At 68.4% G+C, this 18,774-nt stretch carries 10 protein-coding genes and 1 tRNA gene (1 of these 11 running past the window's edge); 6 read left to right on the forward strand and 5 right to left on the reverse strand.

Features of this window, described 5'->3' with window-relative positions:
• On the reverse strand, positions 1–9,163 hold the 5' portion of the coding sequence (locus AB0K11_RS21495) for an amino acid adenylation domain-containing protein (RefSeq protein WP_364981445.1). It extends 6,161 nt beyond the left edge of the window; the window shows 9,163 of its 15,324 coding nt (coding positions 1–9,163); it begins with the start codon at positions 9,161–9,163; its stop codon lies beyond the left edge, outside the window.
• Between the two features lie 390 nt (positions 9,164–9,553).
• Between AB0K11_RS21495 and AB0K11_RS21500 the strand changes: the two genes are divergently transcribed.
• From AB0K11_RS21500 to AB0K11_RS21525, 6 genes are all read left to right on the forward strand, one after another.
• Complete coding sequence (locus AB0K11_RS21500; RefSeq protein ID WP_364981448.1) at positions 9,554–10,465, forward strand: ABC transporter ATP-binding protein; 912 nt, start codon at positions 9,554–9,556, stop codon at positions 10,463–10,465.
• A complete protein-coding gene (locus tag AB0K11_RS21505; protein ID WP_364981451.1) occupies positions 10,462–12,066 on the forward strand; it encodes an ABC transporter in 1,605 nt (534 codons plus the stop codon). The genes AB0K11_RS21500 and AB0K11_RS21505 overlap by 4 nt, the downstream gene beginning before the upstream one ends.
• Before the next feature lie 179 nt (positions 12,067–12,245).
• Complete coding sequence (locus AB0K11_RS21510) at positions 12,246–12,425, forward strand: hypothetical protein (RefSeq protein WP_364981454.1); 180 nt, start codon at positions 12,246–12,248, stop codon at positions 12,423–12,425.
• 125 nt (positions 12,426–12,550) lie between these two features.
• Positions 12,551–13,798, forward strand: a complete 1,248-nt coding sequence (locus AB0K11_RS21515; protein ID WP_364981457.1) for a cytochrome P450 — start codon at positions 12,551–12,553, stop codon at positions 13,796–13,798.
• Positions 13,799–14,089: 291 nt separating this feature from the next.
• Entirely contained in the window at positions 14,090–15,667 is a 1,578-nt protein-coding gene (locus AB0K11_RS21520) for an ABC transporter substrate-binding protein (protein WP_364981460.1), read from the forward strand.
• Between the two features lie 4 nt (positions 15,668–15,671).
• Positions 15,672–16,103, forward strand: coding sequence for a PaaI family thioesterase (locus AB0K11_RS21525; RefSeq protein WP_364981463.1), 432 nt, complete (start codon positions 15,672–15,674; stop codon positions 16,101–16,103).
• 27 nt (positions 16,104–16,130) lie between these two features.
• Here AB0K11_RS21525 and AB0K11_RS21530 read toward each other — a convergent pair.
• From AB0K11_RS21530 to AB0K11_RS21545, 4 genes are all read right to left on the reverse strand, one after another.
• Positions 16,131–16,204: transfer RNA gene (locus tag AB0K11_RS21530), tRNA-Ile, on the reverse strand.
• Between the two features lie 77 nt (positions 16,205–16,281).
• Positions 16,282–16,524 (reverse strand): hypothetical protein, encoded by a 243-nt coding sequence (locus tag AB0K11_RS21535; protein WP_364981466.1) that lies wholly within the window; start codon positions 16,522–16,524, stop codon positions 16,282–16,284.
• A 25-nt stretch (positions 16,525–16,549) separates the two neighbouring features.
• Positions 16,550–17,392: a carboxymuconolactone decarboxylase family protein gene (locus tag AB0K11_RS21540; protein WP_364981469.1), complete on the reverse strand. Its 843-nt coding sequence runs from the start codon at positions 17,390–17,392 to the stop codon at positions 16,550–16,552.
• Positions 17,393–17,399: 7 nt separating this feature from the next.
• The gene (locus AB0K11_RS21545; protein ID WP_364981472.1) at positions 17,400–18,773 is read right to left on the reverse strand and encodes a TldD/PmbA family protein; all 1,374 of its coding nucleotides are present in this window, start codon (positions 18,771–18,773) and stop codon (positions 17,400–17,402) included.
• Position 18,774 lies beyond the last annotated feature (1 nt).

An 18,774-nucleotide genomic window follows, 5' to 3' on the forward strand; every position in this document is an offset into this window, starting at 1 on the left:
CGCCCTGCCCGACGCCCCGACCGCTGAGCTGGTGTGCCAGCCGATTCGCCGCGTCGTCGAGCTCGCGGTACGTCGTCGACCGGCCCTCGAAGGTCACCGCCACCGCATCCGGGATGCGGGCCACCTGCGCGGCGAACACCGCCGGAATCGACACCGGCGCAGGCGCAGGCCTTTCCAGCACGGCGCGGTTGCCGATCTCGTCCAGCCGGGCATGCTCGGCGGGGTCGAGCACATCCACCGATGACAACGCCCGGTCGGGGTCGGCGGCCATCGCCACCAACAGCCGCTCCAATCGCCCGATCAGCGAATGGATGCCGTCCACGTCGAACACGTCGCTGTCGAACTCGACGCGGAGTTCCACCTCGTCACCGGGCCGGGCCGCCATCGTCAGTGGATAGTGCGTCGATTCGTGGCCGACGACCTCGGTGATGGTCAACCCGTCGAGGCCGGACACCGCGGCGGTGTCGACCGGATAGTTCTCGTAGACGAGCACGGTGTCGAACAGTTGGTCCTGACCAGTGATGCGGTGGATCTCGCTGAGCGGGAGGTGCTGGTGCTCCAGGGTGGCGTTGCTGACACGCTGCAACTGCTCCAGCAGGTCGGCGGTGGTGGTCGCCGCCGTGATGGTCGCGCGCACCGGCACCGTGTTGATCAGCAGCCCCACCATCGACTCCACGCCGGCCACCTCGGCCGACCTGCCCGACACCACCGCGCCGAAGGCGACGTCGTGCCGACCGGTCAGCCACATCAGGAGCTGCGCCCACCCGGCCTGCAGCACCGTGTTGACGGTGGTGTGGTGCGAACGCGCAAGCTCACCGAGCGCCCGCGTGGTCTGCGCGGGCAACACCGACGACACCACGCCCTGGCGCCCGGTCCGGTCGGGCCGGCCGACCAGTGTGGGGGTGTCGAATCCGGTGAGCACCTCCCGCCACGCCGCCTCGGCGGCGCCGCGATCTCGACCGGCCAGCCAGGTCACGAACTTGCGGTACGGCGCGGGCGTCGGCAGGCGCTGTCCGTAGTAGGCGGCGAAGATCTCGCTCAGCAGGATCGGCAGTGACCAGCCGTCCATCACGATGTGGTGGAAGGTCAGCACGAACCGGTGCTCGTCGTCACCGGTGCGCAGCAGCGCGGCCCGGAACACCGCCTGCCCGAACAGATCACAGACCGCGAGGCGTTCCTCGCCGGGCACCTGTCGGACCTGCTCGCCGGATGGGAGGTCGTCGTACCGCCAGACTGCTACGGGATCGGCGGGAATGACCTGCACCGGCTGCTCGAACTGCACGTGGAATCGGGCTGCCAGGTTCGGATGTCGCTTGACGACGGTGTCGACCGCGTCGCGGAGCCGGCGGGCGTCCAGGGCGCCGCTGATCGCGATCTCGAGTTGCACCGCGTAGACGTCGGCGCTCACCTGCGCGGTGCTGGCGTGGAAGAGCAGCCCCTCCTGCAGCGGGGTCAACGGCAGCACGTCGACGAGGTCGTAGCGCTGGTGGAGCTCGTCGATCTGGTGTTGGCCGAGCTGGGCCGGCGCGATGTCGGACGGCGTCAACCCGCCGCCGCCGCCTCGTACGTGGGCGCAGATCCCGGCAAGGGCGTCGAACCACAGCCGGCTCAGCCGGCCGATCTGCTCGCCGTCGGTCACCGAGGGCGCCCACGTCCAATTGGCATGCAGGAGCGGGCCGGTGTCGGTGTCGATCGTGCCGGCGTTGAGTTCGACGGAGTGCATCAGGGGCACGGGCACTGCCGCCGCGGCTCCGGTCAGAGACACGCCGTCCGGGCCGATCAGCCACACCTCGTCGGCGGCCGAGTCCTGTGCCGCGGCACCCAGCCGCCCGAGATAGTTGAACCCGATCGACGGGTCGGACGCGGGCAGGTCCACCTCGGGGTTCACGTAGCGCAGCAGACCGTAGGTGAGCGGGTCGGGCAGGGCGCGCAGCTGTTCCTTGGCGTCCTTGATCACCGCGCCCAGCGCCGCATCACCGGCGACCACCTGCGCCCAGGACACGTCACCGACATCGAGCGCCACCGGGTACTTGGCGGTGAACCAGCCCACCGTGCGCGACAGGTCCACATCGGCGGCGAGCTCCTCGTGCCGCCCGTGGCCCTCGACGTCGATGCCGATCGGCGCGTCGGTGCCGCCGAGGAACTCCGCCACCGCCAGCCCGTACGCGATCAGCAGGATGTCCTGCACCCCGGCGTGGAACGCCGCAGGCACCTCCCCCAGCAGCATCCGGGTGAGGTCGCCGTCAAGTGACGCCGACAACTGCCCGGCGCTGGCATAGGTGTCCACCGCCGGCTGCACCGGTGGCAGCGGATTCGGCGCCGCCGCCACCTGCTTCCACGTTCCGGCCTGTGCGACCACCTCTGGTGAATGCGCGTAGTCGACCAGCATCGACGACCACCGCGCGAACGACGTCCCCGGCGCCGGCAGGGCGACCGGCTGGCCGCTGCGGTGCTGGGCCCAGGCGATGTTGATGTCCTGCAGCAGGATTCGCCACGACACCCCGTCGACGGCCAGATGGTGGATGATCAACGCCAACTGGTGCGTCGAGGTGACCCACAGCGCGCTCACCATCGCCCCGGCGGAGAGGTTCAACCGCGACCGCGCAGCCACCAGCGCTTCATCGGACAGCACATCCACCGATTGCAGGCACGCGGCGGCATCCACCGACCCCGCCTCGGGCACCGTCAGCGCCCAGCCGCAGGTGCCGTCGTCGCCCTGATCGCTGTCGACGCGCAGCCGCAACATCGCATGGCGATCCAGCAGGGCCTGCAACACCACCACGACGTCGGCCTCGCCGACTCCGGCCGGTGCCTGCACCACCACCGTCTGGTTGAACTCGTCGACCGGGCCGTCCACACCGGCCAGCCACCGCATGATCGGCGTCGCCGCAATCGGCCCTACGCCGTCGTCGAGCACGCCGGCGCCGCCGTCTGCCACCTCGGCCACCCGGGCCAGCCTCGCGACCGTCTGCTCGACGAAGACGTCGCGCGGCCTGCACTCCAGTCCGGCCGCCCGTGCCAGCAACACCACCTGCATCGACAGGATGCTGTCGCCGCCCAGATCGAAGAACGACTCGTCGACTCCGACGCGCTCCAGCCCGAGCACCTGGGCGTAGATCCCCGCCAGGATCTCCTCGACCGCGCTGGCCGGGGCGCGGTGCTGATCGCCTGCCGCGTATTCGGGCGGAGGCAGGGCGCGGGTGTCCAGCTTGCCGTTGACCGTCACGGGCAGGGCGGTCAGCACCATCACCGCCGCAGGCACCATGTAAGCCGGTAGCCGCTCCACCAGTGCGCTGCGCGTCTGGGCGGGATCCAGCGTGCCGGCGGTGGTTTCGGTGACATAACCGACCAGACGCCGGTCGCCGGGACGGTCCTCGCGGGCGATCACCGCCGCCTGGGCGACGCCGTCCAACTCCATCAGCGCGGCCTGGATCTCACCGAGCTCGATGCGGTATCCGCGGATCTTGACCTGCTCGTCGGCGCGGCCCAGATACCGCAGCTGCCCGTCCGGACCCCAGCACACGAGATCCCCGGTGCGGTACATCCTCCTACCGGGCTCGCCGAACGGGCACGCCATGAAACGCGACGCGGTCAGCCCGGGCCGGCGCACATATCCGACACCCACCCCGCGACCAGCCAGATACAGCTCCCCGACCACGCCCTCGGGCACCGGCCGCAACCACTCGTCCAGCACGAAGAACGCCGCCCACGCAATCGGCGAACCGATGGGCGGCGCGCCGGATCCCGCTGCCAGCGGCGCGCTCGCAGATGCCCACATCGTCGTCTCGGTCGGGCCGTACACGTTGACCATCACCCGACCGGGAGCCCAGCGGTCCACCAGCTCGGCCGGACAGGGCTCCGCTCCGATCACCAGCGCGGCCGACTCCAGGCCCTGCGGCGAAAGCACCCCCACCGCGGACGGCGTCTGCGTCAGCACGGTGACACGCTCGGTCACCAGCAAGGCATGGAAGTCCTCCGGGGAGCGCGCGACCGAGTCGGGCACCACCACCAGCCGCCCGCCGAACAACAACGCACCCCAGATCTCCCACACCGAGAAATCGAAGGCGTAGGAATGGAACTGCGTCCACACCTGCTGGGGCACCAGCTCCACACCGATGTCCAGCCCGTCGAACAGCTGGGCGACGTTGTGGTGGGTCACCGTGACACCCTTGGGCACACCGGTGGTGCCCGAGGTGTAGATGATGTGCGCCAGGTCATCCGGCGCCGGCGCTGGCGGAGCGGAATCGGGTTGGCCGTCGATGCGAGGGTCGTCGACATCGATCACCGCGACATCGCAGCCGTCCAACCGGGAAGCCAGCCCGGACGTGGTGATCGCGGCGATCGGAGCGGCGTCGCCCACCATGAACTCGATCCGCGCGGCAGGCAGCGCCGGATCGATCGGGAGGTACGCGGCGCCGGCCTTGAGGACCGCCAGGATCGCGACGATCGCCTCGGCCGAACGCGGAAAGAGCAGCGCCACACAGTGTCCGGGCCCTACCCCGTGATCGGCCAGCAGGTGCGCCAATCGATTCGCCGCCTGATCCAATTCGAGGTAGGTGATCGACCGGTCCTCGAACGTCACGGCCACCGCGCGCGGTGCGCGGATCACCTGCTCGGTGAACAGCACCGGGATGGACGCCTCGGTCGCCGATCTGGTCAGCACCGCGCGGTTACCGACGTCGTCCAGCCGGGCATGCTCGACCGCGTCGAGCACGTCGATCGACGAGACCCGCCGTGTCGAGTCGGCGGTCATCGCCAGCAGGACGCGCTGCAGGCGGTCGATCAACGTGTGGATGCTCTGCTCGTCGAACACATCGGTGCGGAACTCGACCGTCCCGCCGATTCCGGCGGGCTCACCGACCTCGTCGAAGCGCTCGGCCAGTGAGAAGCCGAGATCCATGCGTGCGGTGTTCGTGTCGACCGGAAGCGACGCGACCTGCAGGCCTTCCAGTTCCAGGCCTGCCGCAGGATCGCTGTTGCCGGCGAACTGCCAGCCCACCAAGACCTGGATCAGCGGATGGTGAGCCAATGACCTCGTCGGGTTGAGGCGCTCCACGAGCACCTCGAAGGGCACGTCCTGGTGCTCGTATGCAGCCACGCTGCGTCGGCGCACCTGGCCCAGCAGTTCACCGGTGGTGGGATCCCCCGACACGTCGACACGCAGTACCAGGGTGTTGATGAAGAAGCCCACCAGCTCGTCCAGGGCGGGATCGCGCCGCCCGGCGATCGGGAAACCGATGGCCACCTCGGGGCTGGCGCTGAGCTTCGACAGCAGCACCGCCAGCGCGGCCTGGACCATCATGAAACTCGTCGCCTTGTGCTCGCGCGCCGCCCGCGCGACCTGCTGCTGCAACTCGGCCGGCCAGTCGACGACCACGCTGGCCCCCCGCTGACCTGCCACCGGCGGGTAGGGCCGATCGGTGGGCAGCTCGAGGCGTTCGGGCAGGCCGGCCAGTTCCTGCTCCCAATAGGTCAGCTGGGCGGCGATCGGGCTGTCATCGTCGTCGAGATCACCCAGCTGCGCGCGCTGCCACAGCGTGTAGTCGACGTACTGCACCGGCAGGGGCTCCCAGCGGGGCGCGCGCCTGGAGTACCGGCCGGCGTACGCGACGCCCAGATCCCTGATCAGCGGAGCGATCGACCAGCCGTCGGCGGCGACGTGGTGAACCACCGCCACCAGGACGTGTTCATCGAGGCCGAGCCGGAACAGCGTTGCCCGCAAGGGAATTTCAGAGGCCAGTTCGAAGCTGTGACGCACTGCCCCGCCGATGGCCTCGTCGAGGCGGGCCGGCGACCAGCCGGTGGCGTCGACGACATCCCAACCGAAGTCGGCGCGTTCGGAAGGGACCACCAGTTGCTGGGGGGTTCCCCCCGGCGCGGCGAGCAGCGTGCGCAGGCTCTCATGGCGGTCGACCACATCGGCGAGCGCGCCGCGCAACTCCTCGGCGTCGAGGAGCCCACGCAACCGCAGCGCGGCGGCGAGGTTGTAGACCGGAGAAGGGCCCTGCAGCTGGTCGATGAACCACAACCGCTGCTGGGCGTAGGACAGCGGCACGACGTCGGGCCGCGGCACGGGCACCAGGGGCGCAAGCCGACGCGAACCCACACCGATACGGCGCACCAACTCGGCGACTGTGGGCGCGTCGAACACGGTGGGTACCGACAGATCGGCATCCAGTGCGGTGTTGATCGCCGCGGACAGGCGCATCGCCAACAGCGAATCGCCACCCAGGTCGAAGAACGAGTCGTCGACGCCGACGCGGTCCAAGCCCAGCACGTCGGCATAGATGCCGGCCACGATCTCCTCGACGGCGGTGCCCGGCGCCCGGTAACCGTCGACCTCCTGGGATTCCGGCGCCGGCAGGGCGCGGGTGTCCAACTTGCCGTTGGACGTCAAGGGCAGCGAGGGCAACACGACGACCGCTGCGGGGACGAGGTAGGCCGGCAGCAGCTCGCCGAGCTGCGTGCGTATCTCGGCGGGCTCCGCCGTGCCGGTCACATAGCCCACGAGGCGCTTGTCTCCTGGCCGGTCCTCGCGGGCGATCACCACCGCCCGGTCGACCCCGCCCAGCCCGGCCAGCGCGGCCTGGATCTCGCCGAGCTCGATGCGGTACCCGCGGATCTTGACCTGCTCGTCAGCACGCCCGAGGTACTGCAGCTGCCCGTCGGCGCCCCACCGCACCAGATCACCGGTGCGATACATCCTCATTCCGGGCTCGCCGAACGGGCATGCCACGAAGCGCGTCCCGGTCAGTCCGCCGCGTCGGACGTACCCACACGCCAACCCGTCACCGGCCACGTACAACTCACCGACCACACCGACCGGGACCGGACGCAACCAGCCGTCCAGCACGAACAACGCCGCCCCGGGCACCGGCGAGCCGATCGGCACCACATCGACGCCCGCGGTCAACGGCGCGCTGATCGCGACGCACATCGTCGTCTCGGTCGGACCGTAGGCGTTGATCATCACCCGTCCGGGCGCCCACCGTTCCACCACTTCGGCCGGGCACGCCTCACCGGCCATCACCACCGCCGTCGACTCGAGGCCGTGATCCGGGAGCATCGCCACCGCCGACGGCGTCTGGGTCAGCACGGTCACCTGTTCGGCGACCAGGACGTCGTGCAGGTCCGGCGGCGAGATGACCACCGCTTCGGGCACCACCACCAGCCGCCCGCCGCGCAGCAGCGCACCGAAGATCTCCCACACCGACACGTCGAAGGCCAGCGAGTGGCACAGCGACCACACCCCCGCCGAGGGCAACCCGGCGTCCAGCGATGCGAGCAACCGGGTGACACCCCGGTGAGTGACCGCGACGCCCTTGGGGGTGCCGGTGGTGCCCGAGGTGTAGATCATGTACGCGACGTCGTCGCCCGCGGGTGCCGGCAATGCGGTGCCGGGTTGAGACTGGACGCGGGGATCGCCCACATCGATCACCGGGACTTCGCACCCGCTCAGCAGGCCGGCCGACTCCGCCGTGGTCACCGCGGCCGTCGGCGCGGCGTCGGCGATGACGAACTTGATACGGGCCTTCGGCACCGAGGGGTCGATCGGAAGATAGGCCGCGCCCGTCTTGAGTATCGCCAGGATCGCGGTGACCGCGGCCGCCGAACGCTCGACCAGTAGCGCGACACAGTGACCCGGTCCCACGTCCTGACCGATGAGCAAGTGCGCCAGTCGATTCGACGCCTCGTCGAGCTCGCGGTAGGTCGTCGACCGACCCCCGGAACTCACCGCCACCGCGTCCGGGGTGCGGGCCACCCACTCGGCGAACAAAGCCGGGATGGAGACCGGCGGGACCGCCGGCCGGGTCAGCGCCGCGCGGTGGCCGGCCTCGTCCAGGTGGACACGCGCAGGCTCGTCGAGCAGATCCACCGACGAGAGCAACCGGGCCGGGTCCTCGGCCATCGCCAGTAGCGCCCGCTCCAAGCGCGCGGCGAGATCGCGGACATCGCTGTTCGCGAAGAACTGTCCGGGACCCGCCGTGCTGAGGAAGAGATCGTCGCCGTCCCTGAAGAAGACCAGTGCGAATTCGACGGGACCGGCGTGGGTGAGCGTTCCGGTCGCCGCGGCATCGGCGAGATAGCCGGTATGTGTGGCCGGGATGAAGTTGATGACCACACGGTTCGAGGCCTGTCCCGAGCCACGGAGAGTCGCCTTGTAGTCGATCGAGTGGACCGGGAATCGCTGATGTTCCAGCGCGTCCTTCATCTGCGTGTCCACCCGCAGACAGAAATCGGAGACGGACAGTTCCGGTGAGGCCTTGAGCACCAGCGGCACGAATCCCGACACCATGCCGGGCACCAGTTGGATCTCCGGTCGCACACGCCTGCTCACCGGAAAATCGAGAACCACCTCCGGGCTCTCGGTGTCGTACGCACGCACCAGGAGCGCGCACGCCGCCGTGATCACCGACGACCGACGCACCCCGAGGCTCCGGTACAGCGCCCGGAGCCCCGCCACGGCGGCGGGGTCGAGCCGAACCGGTGCGCGCGACTCTTCGTCGTGGTCGTCGACGACGGCATCGGCCAATCGGTAGCGCGGTTCGCTCTCCGGCGGGAGGTTCTGCGTCCAATACGCCGAATCGTCGAGGTAATCGGTCGAGGATTCGTAGGTCAGTTCGCAGTCGATGAGATCCCGCAGCGATCCGAAGAAGGCATCGGGTACCGGCGCGTTCGCGGCGATGGCGCAGTAGATCTCCGCCATCCGGTGACACACGAGTGGGATACCTACCCCGTCGATCACGATGTGGTGGCAACACACGAAGAGGTAGTACTCGTCCACCCGTGTCTGCAACAGGGCCCAGCTGAACAGCGGGCCGTCCAGTGGCATCAACGTGCGCTGGATCGCCGAGATCGTCCGGTGGACTTCCTGCTCAGGGTCCGGCGAACCGATCAGGTCGTAGCGGGCAAGGGGCACGTCCGGGTAGTCGACTGCTCTCTGGAAGACCTCGCCGTCCACCTCGAAGAAGGCGGCTCGAAGCGGCTCGGCCTCGCGCACCGCCTGGACGATCGCCCGTTGAAGGAGGCCTGGATCGATGTCGCCATCGATGCGCAGGAGCTCGCCCAGCTGCCACTTCGCACCGAAGCCACCCGTCTTCTGCGCAAGCCAGATGTCCAGCTGGCCCCGCGTCAGCGGAAGTGCCCGGTCGTCGAGTTCCATGCGCCCCCCCACTCCATCGGGACTACCGGCCAGGAGCCCGACTCGGTCCGCCTCTCGCGTGGACACGAGTCGGATCGCTTCCCGAAACCGTACTGCTGTTGGACGCGACGGGCCCGGCTTTGGCAAAGTTTTGCGGTGCGACTGCTGACCTAGTTCAGTACCTCGTACACCGACCGCGGCGCCACGGGTGGTTTGCATGAAACAGCAAGTAAATATCGGCCTGTGCCGCCGGTTACCGCTGTGGAGGTGACCACTCGGCGACGCCGAGGCGACGTCCCGGTTAGTTACACCAGCGAACAACTGCCCGGCCTTCGACCCTGCCACTCAGCAATGGCGGACGGATATCGGGAGATCACCGGCCGCCACAGCGTGGTGACTTACCCTTCAGACGTGGAGTCTCCGGCGCGCACTGTCGACGGCCCTGCCATCCGTGCCGACGGCCTGACCAAACGGTTCGGCAGTGTCGCGGCGGTCGCGGACCTCAATCTGACCGTCACACCGGGCGAGGTGTTCGGATTCCTGGGGCCCAACGGAGCAGGCAAGTCGACGACGATCCGCATGCTTCTCGGGTTGATACGCCCGACCGAGGGACGTGCCGCGATATTCGGTTGCCCCGCCGAGGACGTCCGTCGGTCCCATCGTCACCTCGCGTACGTGCCCGCTGATGTCGCGCTGTGGCCGGAGTTGACGGGAGCCGAGATCCTCGAGTTGCTCGGCCATGTGGGCGCAGGTGTCGACGTCGCCTACCGCGACGAGTTGGTCGATCGTTTCGATCTCCGCCTCGACAAGCCGGCCAGAACCTACTCGACCGGCAACCGGCAGAAGGTGGCTCTCGTCGCCGCCTTCGCGACGCGGGCTCCGCTCCTGGTGCTCGACGAGCCGACGAGCGGATTGGATCCGTTGATGGAACGGGTGTTTCGCGACTGTGTCGCAGCAGCACGCGACCGCGGCCAGACGGTGTTCCTCAGCTCCCACCAGCTCGCCGAGGTGGAAACCCTGTGCGACCGGGTGGCAATCCTGCGCGCCGGGCGACTCGTCGAGATCGACAGCATCGCGGACCTGCGCCGGTTGCGCCGGACGGTGGTCGAGGTGTCCTACCGCGGCGCACCACCGTCCCTCGGGGACACCACGGGGGTGTCGAGCGTCGAGGCGCTCGACGGCGACCGCATGCGGTTCAGCCTCACCGGGCCACCGGCGGCCGCGCTTCGAGCGCTGGCCACGGCGGACGTCACCACGCTCGCGGTGCGCGAACCGACGCTCGAGGAGATCTTTCTCGAGTACTACGGCGAGGCTCGGCGATGACCGCGGTCGTGCCTGACCCCGCACCGGGGCGCGCTGTGCGCAGGCTCGCGGCGCGCAGGCTTCGGCGCAGCGCCGCCGCCGCCGCCGTGACCTGCGGAGCTGTGTCGGCGCTCTTCGCCGGCCAGTACGAGGCAATCCGCAGGTCGCTGGACGACGCGGGCTTCCATGACCTCGCCGGGAACCCCATCGAACGAGTCCTGCTGGGCCCTCCGGTCGCACTCGACGACCCCGGCGGCTTCACCGTGTGGCGCACCGGCACCGCTGCCCTGGCGCTGGCGAGCGCCTGGGGCGGGCTCGCCGCCACCCGCGTCACCCGCGGCGAAGAGGATGCGGGTCGGTGGAATCTGCTTCTCGGTGGACGGCTGGGGGTGGCCGACGTGGTCATCCGTCACCTGATCGCTCTCGCCGGATCCTCGACGATGATCGGTGGGGCCGTCACGGCGGGCCTCCTGGCGGGCCGTACCGACCCGGTCGGAGCGCTGGTCCACGGCGCCGGGATCGCCTGCACCGCTCTGACTTCTGCGGCCACAGGTGTGCTCGCCGCACAGGTGATGCCGAGTCGATCGGCAGCCACAGGGCTGACGGTCGGGGCTCTGGGAGCAGGCCTGGCGCTGCGGATGATCGCCGACAGCTCACCTCGACTGGGATGGTTGGCCTGGCTGACACCGTTCGGCTTGGCGGCACGCTCGGCGCCGTTCGCCGCGAACCGCATCGTTCCGCTGGCCGTGTCGGGCACGTTCCCGATCGTGCTGGCGGGTGCGGCCGTCGTCGCGGCGCGCCGCCGCGACCTGGGCGCAGGCATCGTGCCGGCATCGGGCGACCGCCCTGCGCGAACCCGGTTGCTGCACAGCGTCCACGGATTCGCGCTCCGCCGCACCGCGCGGACGACGCTCGGCTGGGCGGCGGGCATCACAGCGGCATTCCTCATGGCGGGCGCGATGCTCGCCTCGGTTCTGCAGTACTTCCAGACGAATCCACGGTTCGAAGAGCTCGCCGCGGCCGCGGGAGTGACCGGCCTCGACTCGGTGAATGCCTTCATTGCTCCGTTGTTCAGCCTGCTCCCCGTCCCCACCGGCCTCTACGCCGCGCTGCGCCTGGCGACGATGATCGCCGACGAGAAGGCGGGGCGATGGACCCTGCTCCTCGCCCAGCCGATCTCTCGCGTTCGGCTGGTATCCGCTGAAATCGCGGTCACCGCGGCCGGGGTCGTCGCCCTGCACGGCTCGGCCGCGGTCGCCATGTGGAGCGGCGCCAAGATCACCGGCGCCCCGTTGCATTTCGCCGATTCACTTGCCGGTGCAATGAACCCCCTCCCCGTGGCTTTACTCGCCGTGGGCGCCGCCGCGGTGGGAGCGGGCTGGCGGCCGACCGCCACCGGCGCGATCGGCGCAGTGCCCATCGTCGGCGGATTCCTGGTGAATGCGGTGGTGCCGGCGCTGAACGCACCTGCCTGGGTTGCCAACCTGTCGCCGTGGGCCCACCTCGGCGCTGTACCCGCGGCACCGCCCCAATGGGAGGGCAGCGCCCTCCTGCTGCTCACCGGAGCGCTCCTGACCGCATGCGGCGTCTACGGCTACGCCGAGCGCGATGTAACGACGTGAATTCAGGACACCGTGGAGGGCGGAACCCGGGGGTTCCCCGGCATATCGTTTGAATTGGCGAAGAGCCCCGCGCGTGCTCGTCGCAAGCCGGGGTCAAGTACCGGTTGCGGGCGTACAGTGTCAGCAAACGCTGGTCGATGACAGCGCGATGTCTCGTGTTGCAATGGAGGGAAATCCAGATGGGGTTGATACCGAGCATCAACGACTGGAAGGTTTCAGTCGAGGAATCCTACGAACTGCTAAGGCGCGCAGTCACAGCCCTCGAAAAGCTTGCGGCAGAACAGGAGCGCACCAACGACCTGTACGCCGAGGTGAACGAGGCCGCCCTGCTGGAACCGCGAAACGCGAGCAGCCTGTAACGAGAGCAAACGCACGGGGACCAGGGAAGTTCCATGCTGTGTAGCCGATCCCGAATGAGCTGCGTATCGGCAGCGATGTCCCCGGTCAGCGCGGTGTCTCTGGATTGCCACTCGTGGGAGGCGAAATGAGCGGACCCGAGAAACTCGACTTCTTCACCGACAAATCGGTCGTCGACGACCCGTACAAGTATTACGACGCGATCCGTCAGTGCCCGGTGTGGCGCGAGCCGGCGCACGGCGTGGTGATGGTGTCGGGGTACGACGAGGCCGTCGCGGTGCAGCGCGACACCGAGAAGGTCATGTCGGTCTGCAACATCGTCAGCGGCCCGTGGTCGGGGATTCCGGTCGACCCCCACAGTGACGACATCTCGGAGGTGATCGAGAAGCACCGCGGGCGGATCACGTTCGGCGATTACTTCATCACCTTCGATCCGCCCCGGCACACTGCGCACCGTTCGTTGTTGAGCCGGTTGTTCACGCCCAAGCGGCTGAAGAACAACGAGGACTTCCTGTGGCGTCTCGCCGACGAGCAGATCGACACGTTCGCCGCGGACGGCAGGTGCGAGATCGTCCTCGACTACAACTTCCCGTTCACCCTGGACGCGATCACCGACCTGCTCGGTGTTCCCGAGGCCGACCGTGAGCGATTCCGCCGCGCTGCGAGGGCCAGCAGACTCGAAGGCGAACGCAGCGGTTTCGTCGGCGTGAAAGAGGAGTGGTTCGTCGAGTACGTCGAGGCTCGGCGGCGCGAGCCCCGCGAAGATGTCCTCACCGAGCTTGCCCTGGCGAAGTATCCGGACGGCACGACGCCCGACGCGATCGACGTGGCCCGCGTTGCCACCTTCATGTACGCCGCCGGCCACGGCACGACGATCGACCTGCTCAGCCTTGCGGTGCTGATGCTGGCGGAACGACCGGACCTGCAGGAGCAGCTGCGTGCGGACCACTCGAAGATCTCGCCCTTCATCGAGGAGATGCTTCGCTTCGAGAGCCCGATCAAGTCCAATTTCCGCATGGCGCGGCGCCCCACCAGGATCGGCGACGTCGACGTGCCCGCCGGTACCAGCGTCCTTGTGATGAACGGTGCGGCTAATCGCGATCCACAGCGGTTCGACCAGCCCGACGAGTTCCGCCTCGACCGCCCGAACATATTGCACCACATCGCATTCGGCCGAGGTGTGCACACCTGCCCCGGAGCCCCGATCGCACGCGCCGAAGTACGGGTGAGCCTGGCGCGGATCCTCGACCGGATGGCCGACATCCGGCTCTCCGAAGCCCACCACGGTCCGGCCGGTGACCGCCGGCTGCAGTGGGACCGCACCTTCTTGTTCCGGCGACTCAAGGAAGTGCACCTGGAGTTCACTCCGGTGTAGTGGACGACGCCGACCCGGTTCGCCCTCCAGAACGCTGCACACAGAACTGCAGTTCTCGGCCTTTCGGAACATCGGTGTGGTTGAGTCCGGGTAGCCGCCGTCATTTGCTGCCGGCGTCACCGATTCTGGGGGTCTGCGCACATGAGAGATCGGTGGACCAATACGGCTGTCGCCCTCGCCGTCGCAGCTCTGACGGCGGCCGGATGCTCGCCGAACGATTCTCTCGCAGGTGAATCCGACGACCGCGGCGCCGAGACACGATCCTCGGTACTCCGCATCAAGGACCGCGGCGTGACCGCCGAGGGAGGAACGGTCTACGTTCTGCAGGCCCAAGATTTCGATTCGCTGGATCCAGCCAACAACTACCGCACCAACTCCAGTGAGGTGGGGCGGCTCATCTACCGGACGTTGACGTTCATCAAGGACACCCCGGGCGAGGAGCCGTCGATTCAGCCCGATCTGGCCGAAGCGCTCGGCACGCCGAGTGACGACGGGCGGACCTGGACGTACCGGTTGCGGGCGGGCCTGGTGTACGAGGACGGCCGGCCGATCACCGCGCAGGACATCAAGTACGGTGTGATGCGCTCCTTCGACAGAGGCGTGTTTCCTCTCGGGGCGACATGGATGCCCGACCTCCTGGAGAACGACACGGGTTTCGAAAGTCCCTATGCCACCGGGGCGAAAGACCTCACATCGGTCGAGACGCCCGATGACCGGACGCTGATATTTCACTTCCGAGGGTCGCAGACCGACGCGGACTGGATCATGTCCCTGCCCTACACGGCACCGGTGCCCGCGGACAAGGACACGAGGCAGGCATACGGCGACCGTCCCGTCGCAACCGGGCCGTACAAGATCGACACCTACACACGCGGCACGTCACTCACGTTGGTGCGCAACGAGCAATGGTCGTCGACGAACGATCCCAACCGACCCGCGCATCCCGATCGCTTTGAATTCGAGCTGAACGCCGACGGAGCCGCGGCCGGCGAGCGTCTCATCAAGAGCGAGGGTGACGACGCCTTCGCGGTCCCGCTGGACGGCATACTGGCCGTGAGCAACTTTGCGAAAGCACAGGAAGCCGAGATCGAGCCGCGGTTCATCAACGGGCCCGGTTTGTGTGTCGACTACCTCGTGATGAACACCCAGACGGTCACGGACCCCGAGGTCCGGCACGCCATCGCACTGGCCATCGACCGGCAGAGCATCCAATCCTTCTACGGCGGCGACGTCTACGGCTCGATCGTCGACTCGGTGATCCCGCCGGACGTTCCCGGTTATGTCGCATCGAACCTGGCACTGAAGCCCGGCGGCGACCCCGACGGGGCCAAGGCGCTGCTCGAAGGCAAGTCGGTGGCACCGCTGCACATGGCCGTCAGCGATTCGCCGGGCGCTGCTCATGAGAAGGAGATCGCCCAGATTCGGGCCAACCTCGAGGCGGCCGGCCTCGACGTCGTCGTCGATGCACACCCCGAGGAGGATCTTTCCGCTCTCGTCGAGGGCGCCAGGGGTTGGGACATCGACCCTGCAGGAGGGTGGTGTCTGGACTGGCCGACGGCGGCTTCGGCGGTCCTGCCACTGATGGGCCCCAACGACGACGGAACCACGTGGGGGTCGAGCAATCCGGCGAAGTACTTCGATCCCCGGTTGTCCGGTCAGTTGCAGGAGCTGAAGTCGTCGACCGAAGATTCGGGTGCGACGGCGAGGAGGTTCGTCGACATCGCCGATGAAATCCAGACGACGGCGTGGCCACTGCTGCCGACGCTGCTGTCGAACGACCCGGAGGTCGTGGGCGAGAACGTGACGAACGTCGGCATCTCGCCGCTCTTCGGCCAGGTCGATCTGAACACCCTCGCAGTGCGGAAGTGACCCCATGATCGCGTTCGATGACGAACAACTGCACCGGTCTCCCGTGCACAAGCGGTTGGGAATGGCCGTCGTCGAGCACAAACCGGGCCTCGCCATCGTGTCCATGCCGCTGAGCGAGGACGTGCGCGGATTCTTCGAAGGCAGCGTGCACGGTGGAATGCTCGCCACGCTCGCGGATGTCGCCTGCGCGACGTGCCTCGTCGGGTGCTACGACTATTCGTCCGAGTTCACCGTGACGACGGACATGCACGTCCGTTACTACCGGCAGCCGCACGGAGGTCCGCTGCGCGCGGAAGCCGAGATGGTCCACAAGGGACGCACTCTTCTCAGTGCGGAGTGCGCGGTGTTCGACGCCGAGAATCGGGTCCTCATCCGGTCCAGTGCGACGTACACCCGGATCTCGAAACAAGGTCGTGCCGTGCCGGCCGAGAAGTGACACCAGCGACCTGATGCATAGAACTTGTGGGGCGGGCGGGGCTCGAACCCGCGACCTACGGATTATGAGTCCGCGGCTCTAACCGACTGAGCTACCGCCCCCGTCGCACGACGACCTCGACAGTAGCGCCTGCACCCATCGCGGGCGACGCGGTGGTATCCCGCTTCCTAGCGCCCGATCACTCCCTCACCTGGCGGCTGACCAGACCCTCCAGCGTCCGGGAATCGATCACCTCGCCGTGGTCGCCGTGGTAGATGCGATAGTCCTCGACCGTGTCCGCATCACCAGGGTGGGGAACATTCGTCGTGCCACTGTCCGTGCTGACGATGGTGATCCAGTTGCCGGAGTTCGAGTCCAGGATCGTGTCACCCTCCTGGATCTGCTCCAGCGCCACCTGTTCTGTCGCGTGTTCCGAACTCATGTGACCACTCTCCCGGTTCCGGCCTTCAGGCGAACACCGTCTGCCCATCTTCGTCGACCAGATACCGCTCCGTACCGGATTCGACGCGAGCTGCATCGGCACCCAGCGCGACGGCGATCTTGTTGGCCGCGTTGCGCATCACGTCGAGCGTGAGCTCGGCCGCCTCCGCCTCGGAGAAGCACTTGCGCACCCCACGGGACACCCGTGCATCGATGTCCGACGGCGTCCACAGCAGCGCGTCGACATAGCGCAGCGCCGCCTTGTGCCGGTCGGTGAGCAGTGTCGACGACTCGTAACGCTCGATGTCGCCGTACAGTTCTTCGGACCCGCCCGCGTCGAGCGCCTTCTCCTCGCGCAACGACTGGCACAGCCGGCAGTTGTGCTGCGTCGCTCCGCGCAACCGCACGACCTCGGTCGTCACCGGGTCGAGCTTGCGCAACCGCGCCACCGCGGGCACGAAGTCGCCGAGCAGCACCTGCGCCGGGTCGGTGCCGGGGTCCCAGTCCACCTCGGGACCGTTGCCGGGTCTGCCCATGCCCAGCGCCTCGAAACCGGCCCACACCCGGGGCACGAAGTCGGCGATGAACGTCGCGGCCACGATGCGCAGGGCGCGATCCCCCGCCGCCGACAGCAGCATCTTGCGCTGACCGTCGCCGATCCCCGACACGTCAGTCGCGAACTGCTCCGCGAACGCCGACACCACCGATTCGCAGTCGGACTTGCCGTCGAACAGATCGACTTGACATGGCAGCGGTTTGAGCTTGAGCGTGCGGCCGCACGTCAGCCGGATCACCGCGTCGAGACGCAGATCTCCGGACGAAAGACCGACCAGGCGACCCAACAGCCCGAAGAGCTCACCGTCCTGCATCGTCGAATTATTGCGCCTGACTGACCGACGACATGTGGAAGTCGGGAATTCGCAGGGTCGGCATCGCCGCCCTGGTCGCCCAGTCGCCCCATTCACGTGGCAGCGTCACCTCGCTGACGCCGGCCTGGGTGGCCCGCCGCAGCAGATCCAGCGGGCTCTCGTTGAAGCGGAAGTTGTTGACCGCCGCGGTCACCTCGCCGTCTTCGATCAGGTACACCCCGTCGCGGGTGAGGCCGGTCAGCAGCAGCACGGTGGGATCCACCTCGCGCATGTACCACAGCGTGGTGAGCAGCAGCCCGCGCTCGGTGCCGGCGATCATGTCGGCGAGGTCGGTGTCGCCACCGGTCATCAGCAGATTGCCGGCAGGCACGGCGACCGGGGCGCCGAACTCGGCGGCCGCCGCTCGCGGGTAGGCGAGCGTGCTGACCGTTCCGTCGCGGATCCAGTCCACCCGGTCGATGTCCATCCCGTTGTCGAAGACCGACATCCGCTCCGAGGAACTGCCGACCGCCACAAACGGTGTGCACGCCAGGCCCGGCGCGGCGGGATCCGAGTACAGCGTCAGCGGCAGATCAGTGAGCCTCTCCCCCAACCGGGTCCCACCGCCGGGCGCCGACAGCGCGGTGCGCCCCTCTTGCGCGCCGCGCCCGTCCATCGTCCAGCCCAGGTAGATCATCATGTCGGCGACGGTCGACGGCGGCATGAGCGTCTCGTACCGCCCGGCGGGCAGTTCGAGGGTGCGGTCGGCCCACCCCAACCGCAGATCCACCTCCTCGAGCAGGGAATCCGTTGCGACATTGACGAAGTCGGGTGTGCCCACCCCCGCCCAGGCGCTGGCGCCACCGCGTTTGGCGTTGATCTCCACCGAACCCGTCGGCTGCGTGTAGCGCCTGCGCAGTCCCGACGACGTCGCGACGAATGAGGTCTCCACGATGTGGCGGGCATAGCCGTAGAGCTGATCGGCGCCCCGGAACCCGCGCGCCAGCGTGCCTGCCACCCCGGCGAAAACCTCGGCACCCGTTGCCAAGACCGGCGTGTCCCAGTCCCCCGGCTGATCGCCTCCGGGCAGCAGTGGCGCGCTGTCGCGGGCCTCGGGCGCCGACGCCGCGGCGTCCTGTGAGGCGGCCACCAGCGCCGCGATCGCCTCCGGGTCCACCTCACTGGAGCTCACCGATCCGACGTGTGCCCGGTTGCCCTGTCGGACAATCGAGATGACAGTGATACGGCGGCTGGTGGTGTCCCCGTTGGTGGTCATCGAGTTGCCCGCCCACCGCAGCGCGGTGTCGGACCGGTCGGTCACCAGCACCATCGTCTCGTCGGCCCGGCCGCGCTGCGCCGCGACCGCCAGCACCGTCTCGACCACCTGCTGCGGACTGATCATC

Origin of the sequence: Mycobacterium sp. NPDC050551 (assembly GCF_040674075.1) — a bacterium.
GTDB lineage: Bacteria > Actinomycetota > Actinomycetes > Mycobacteriales > Mycobacteriaceae > Mycobacterium.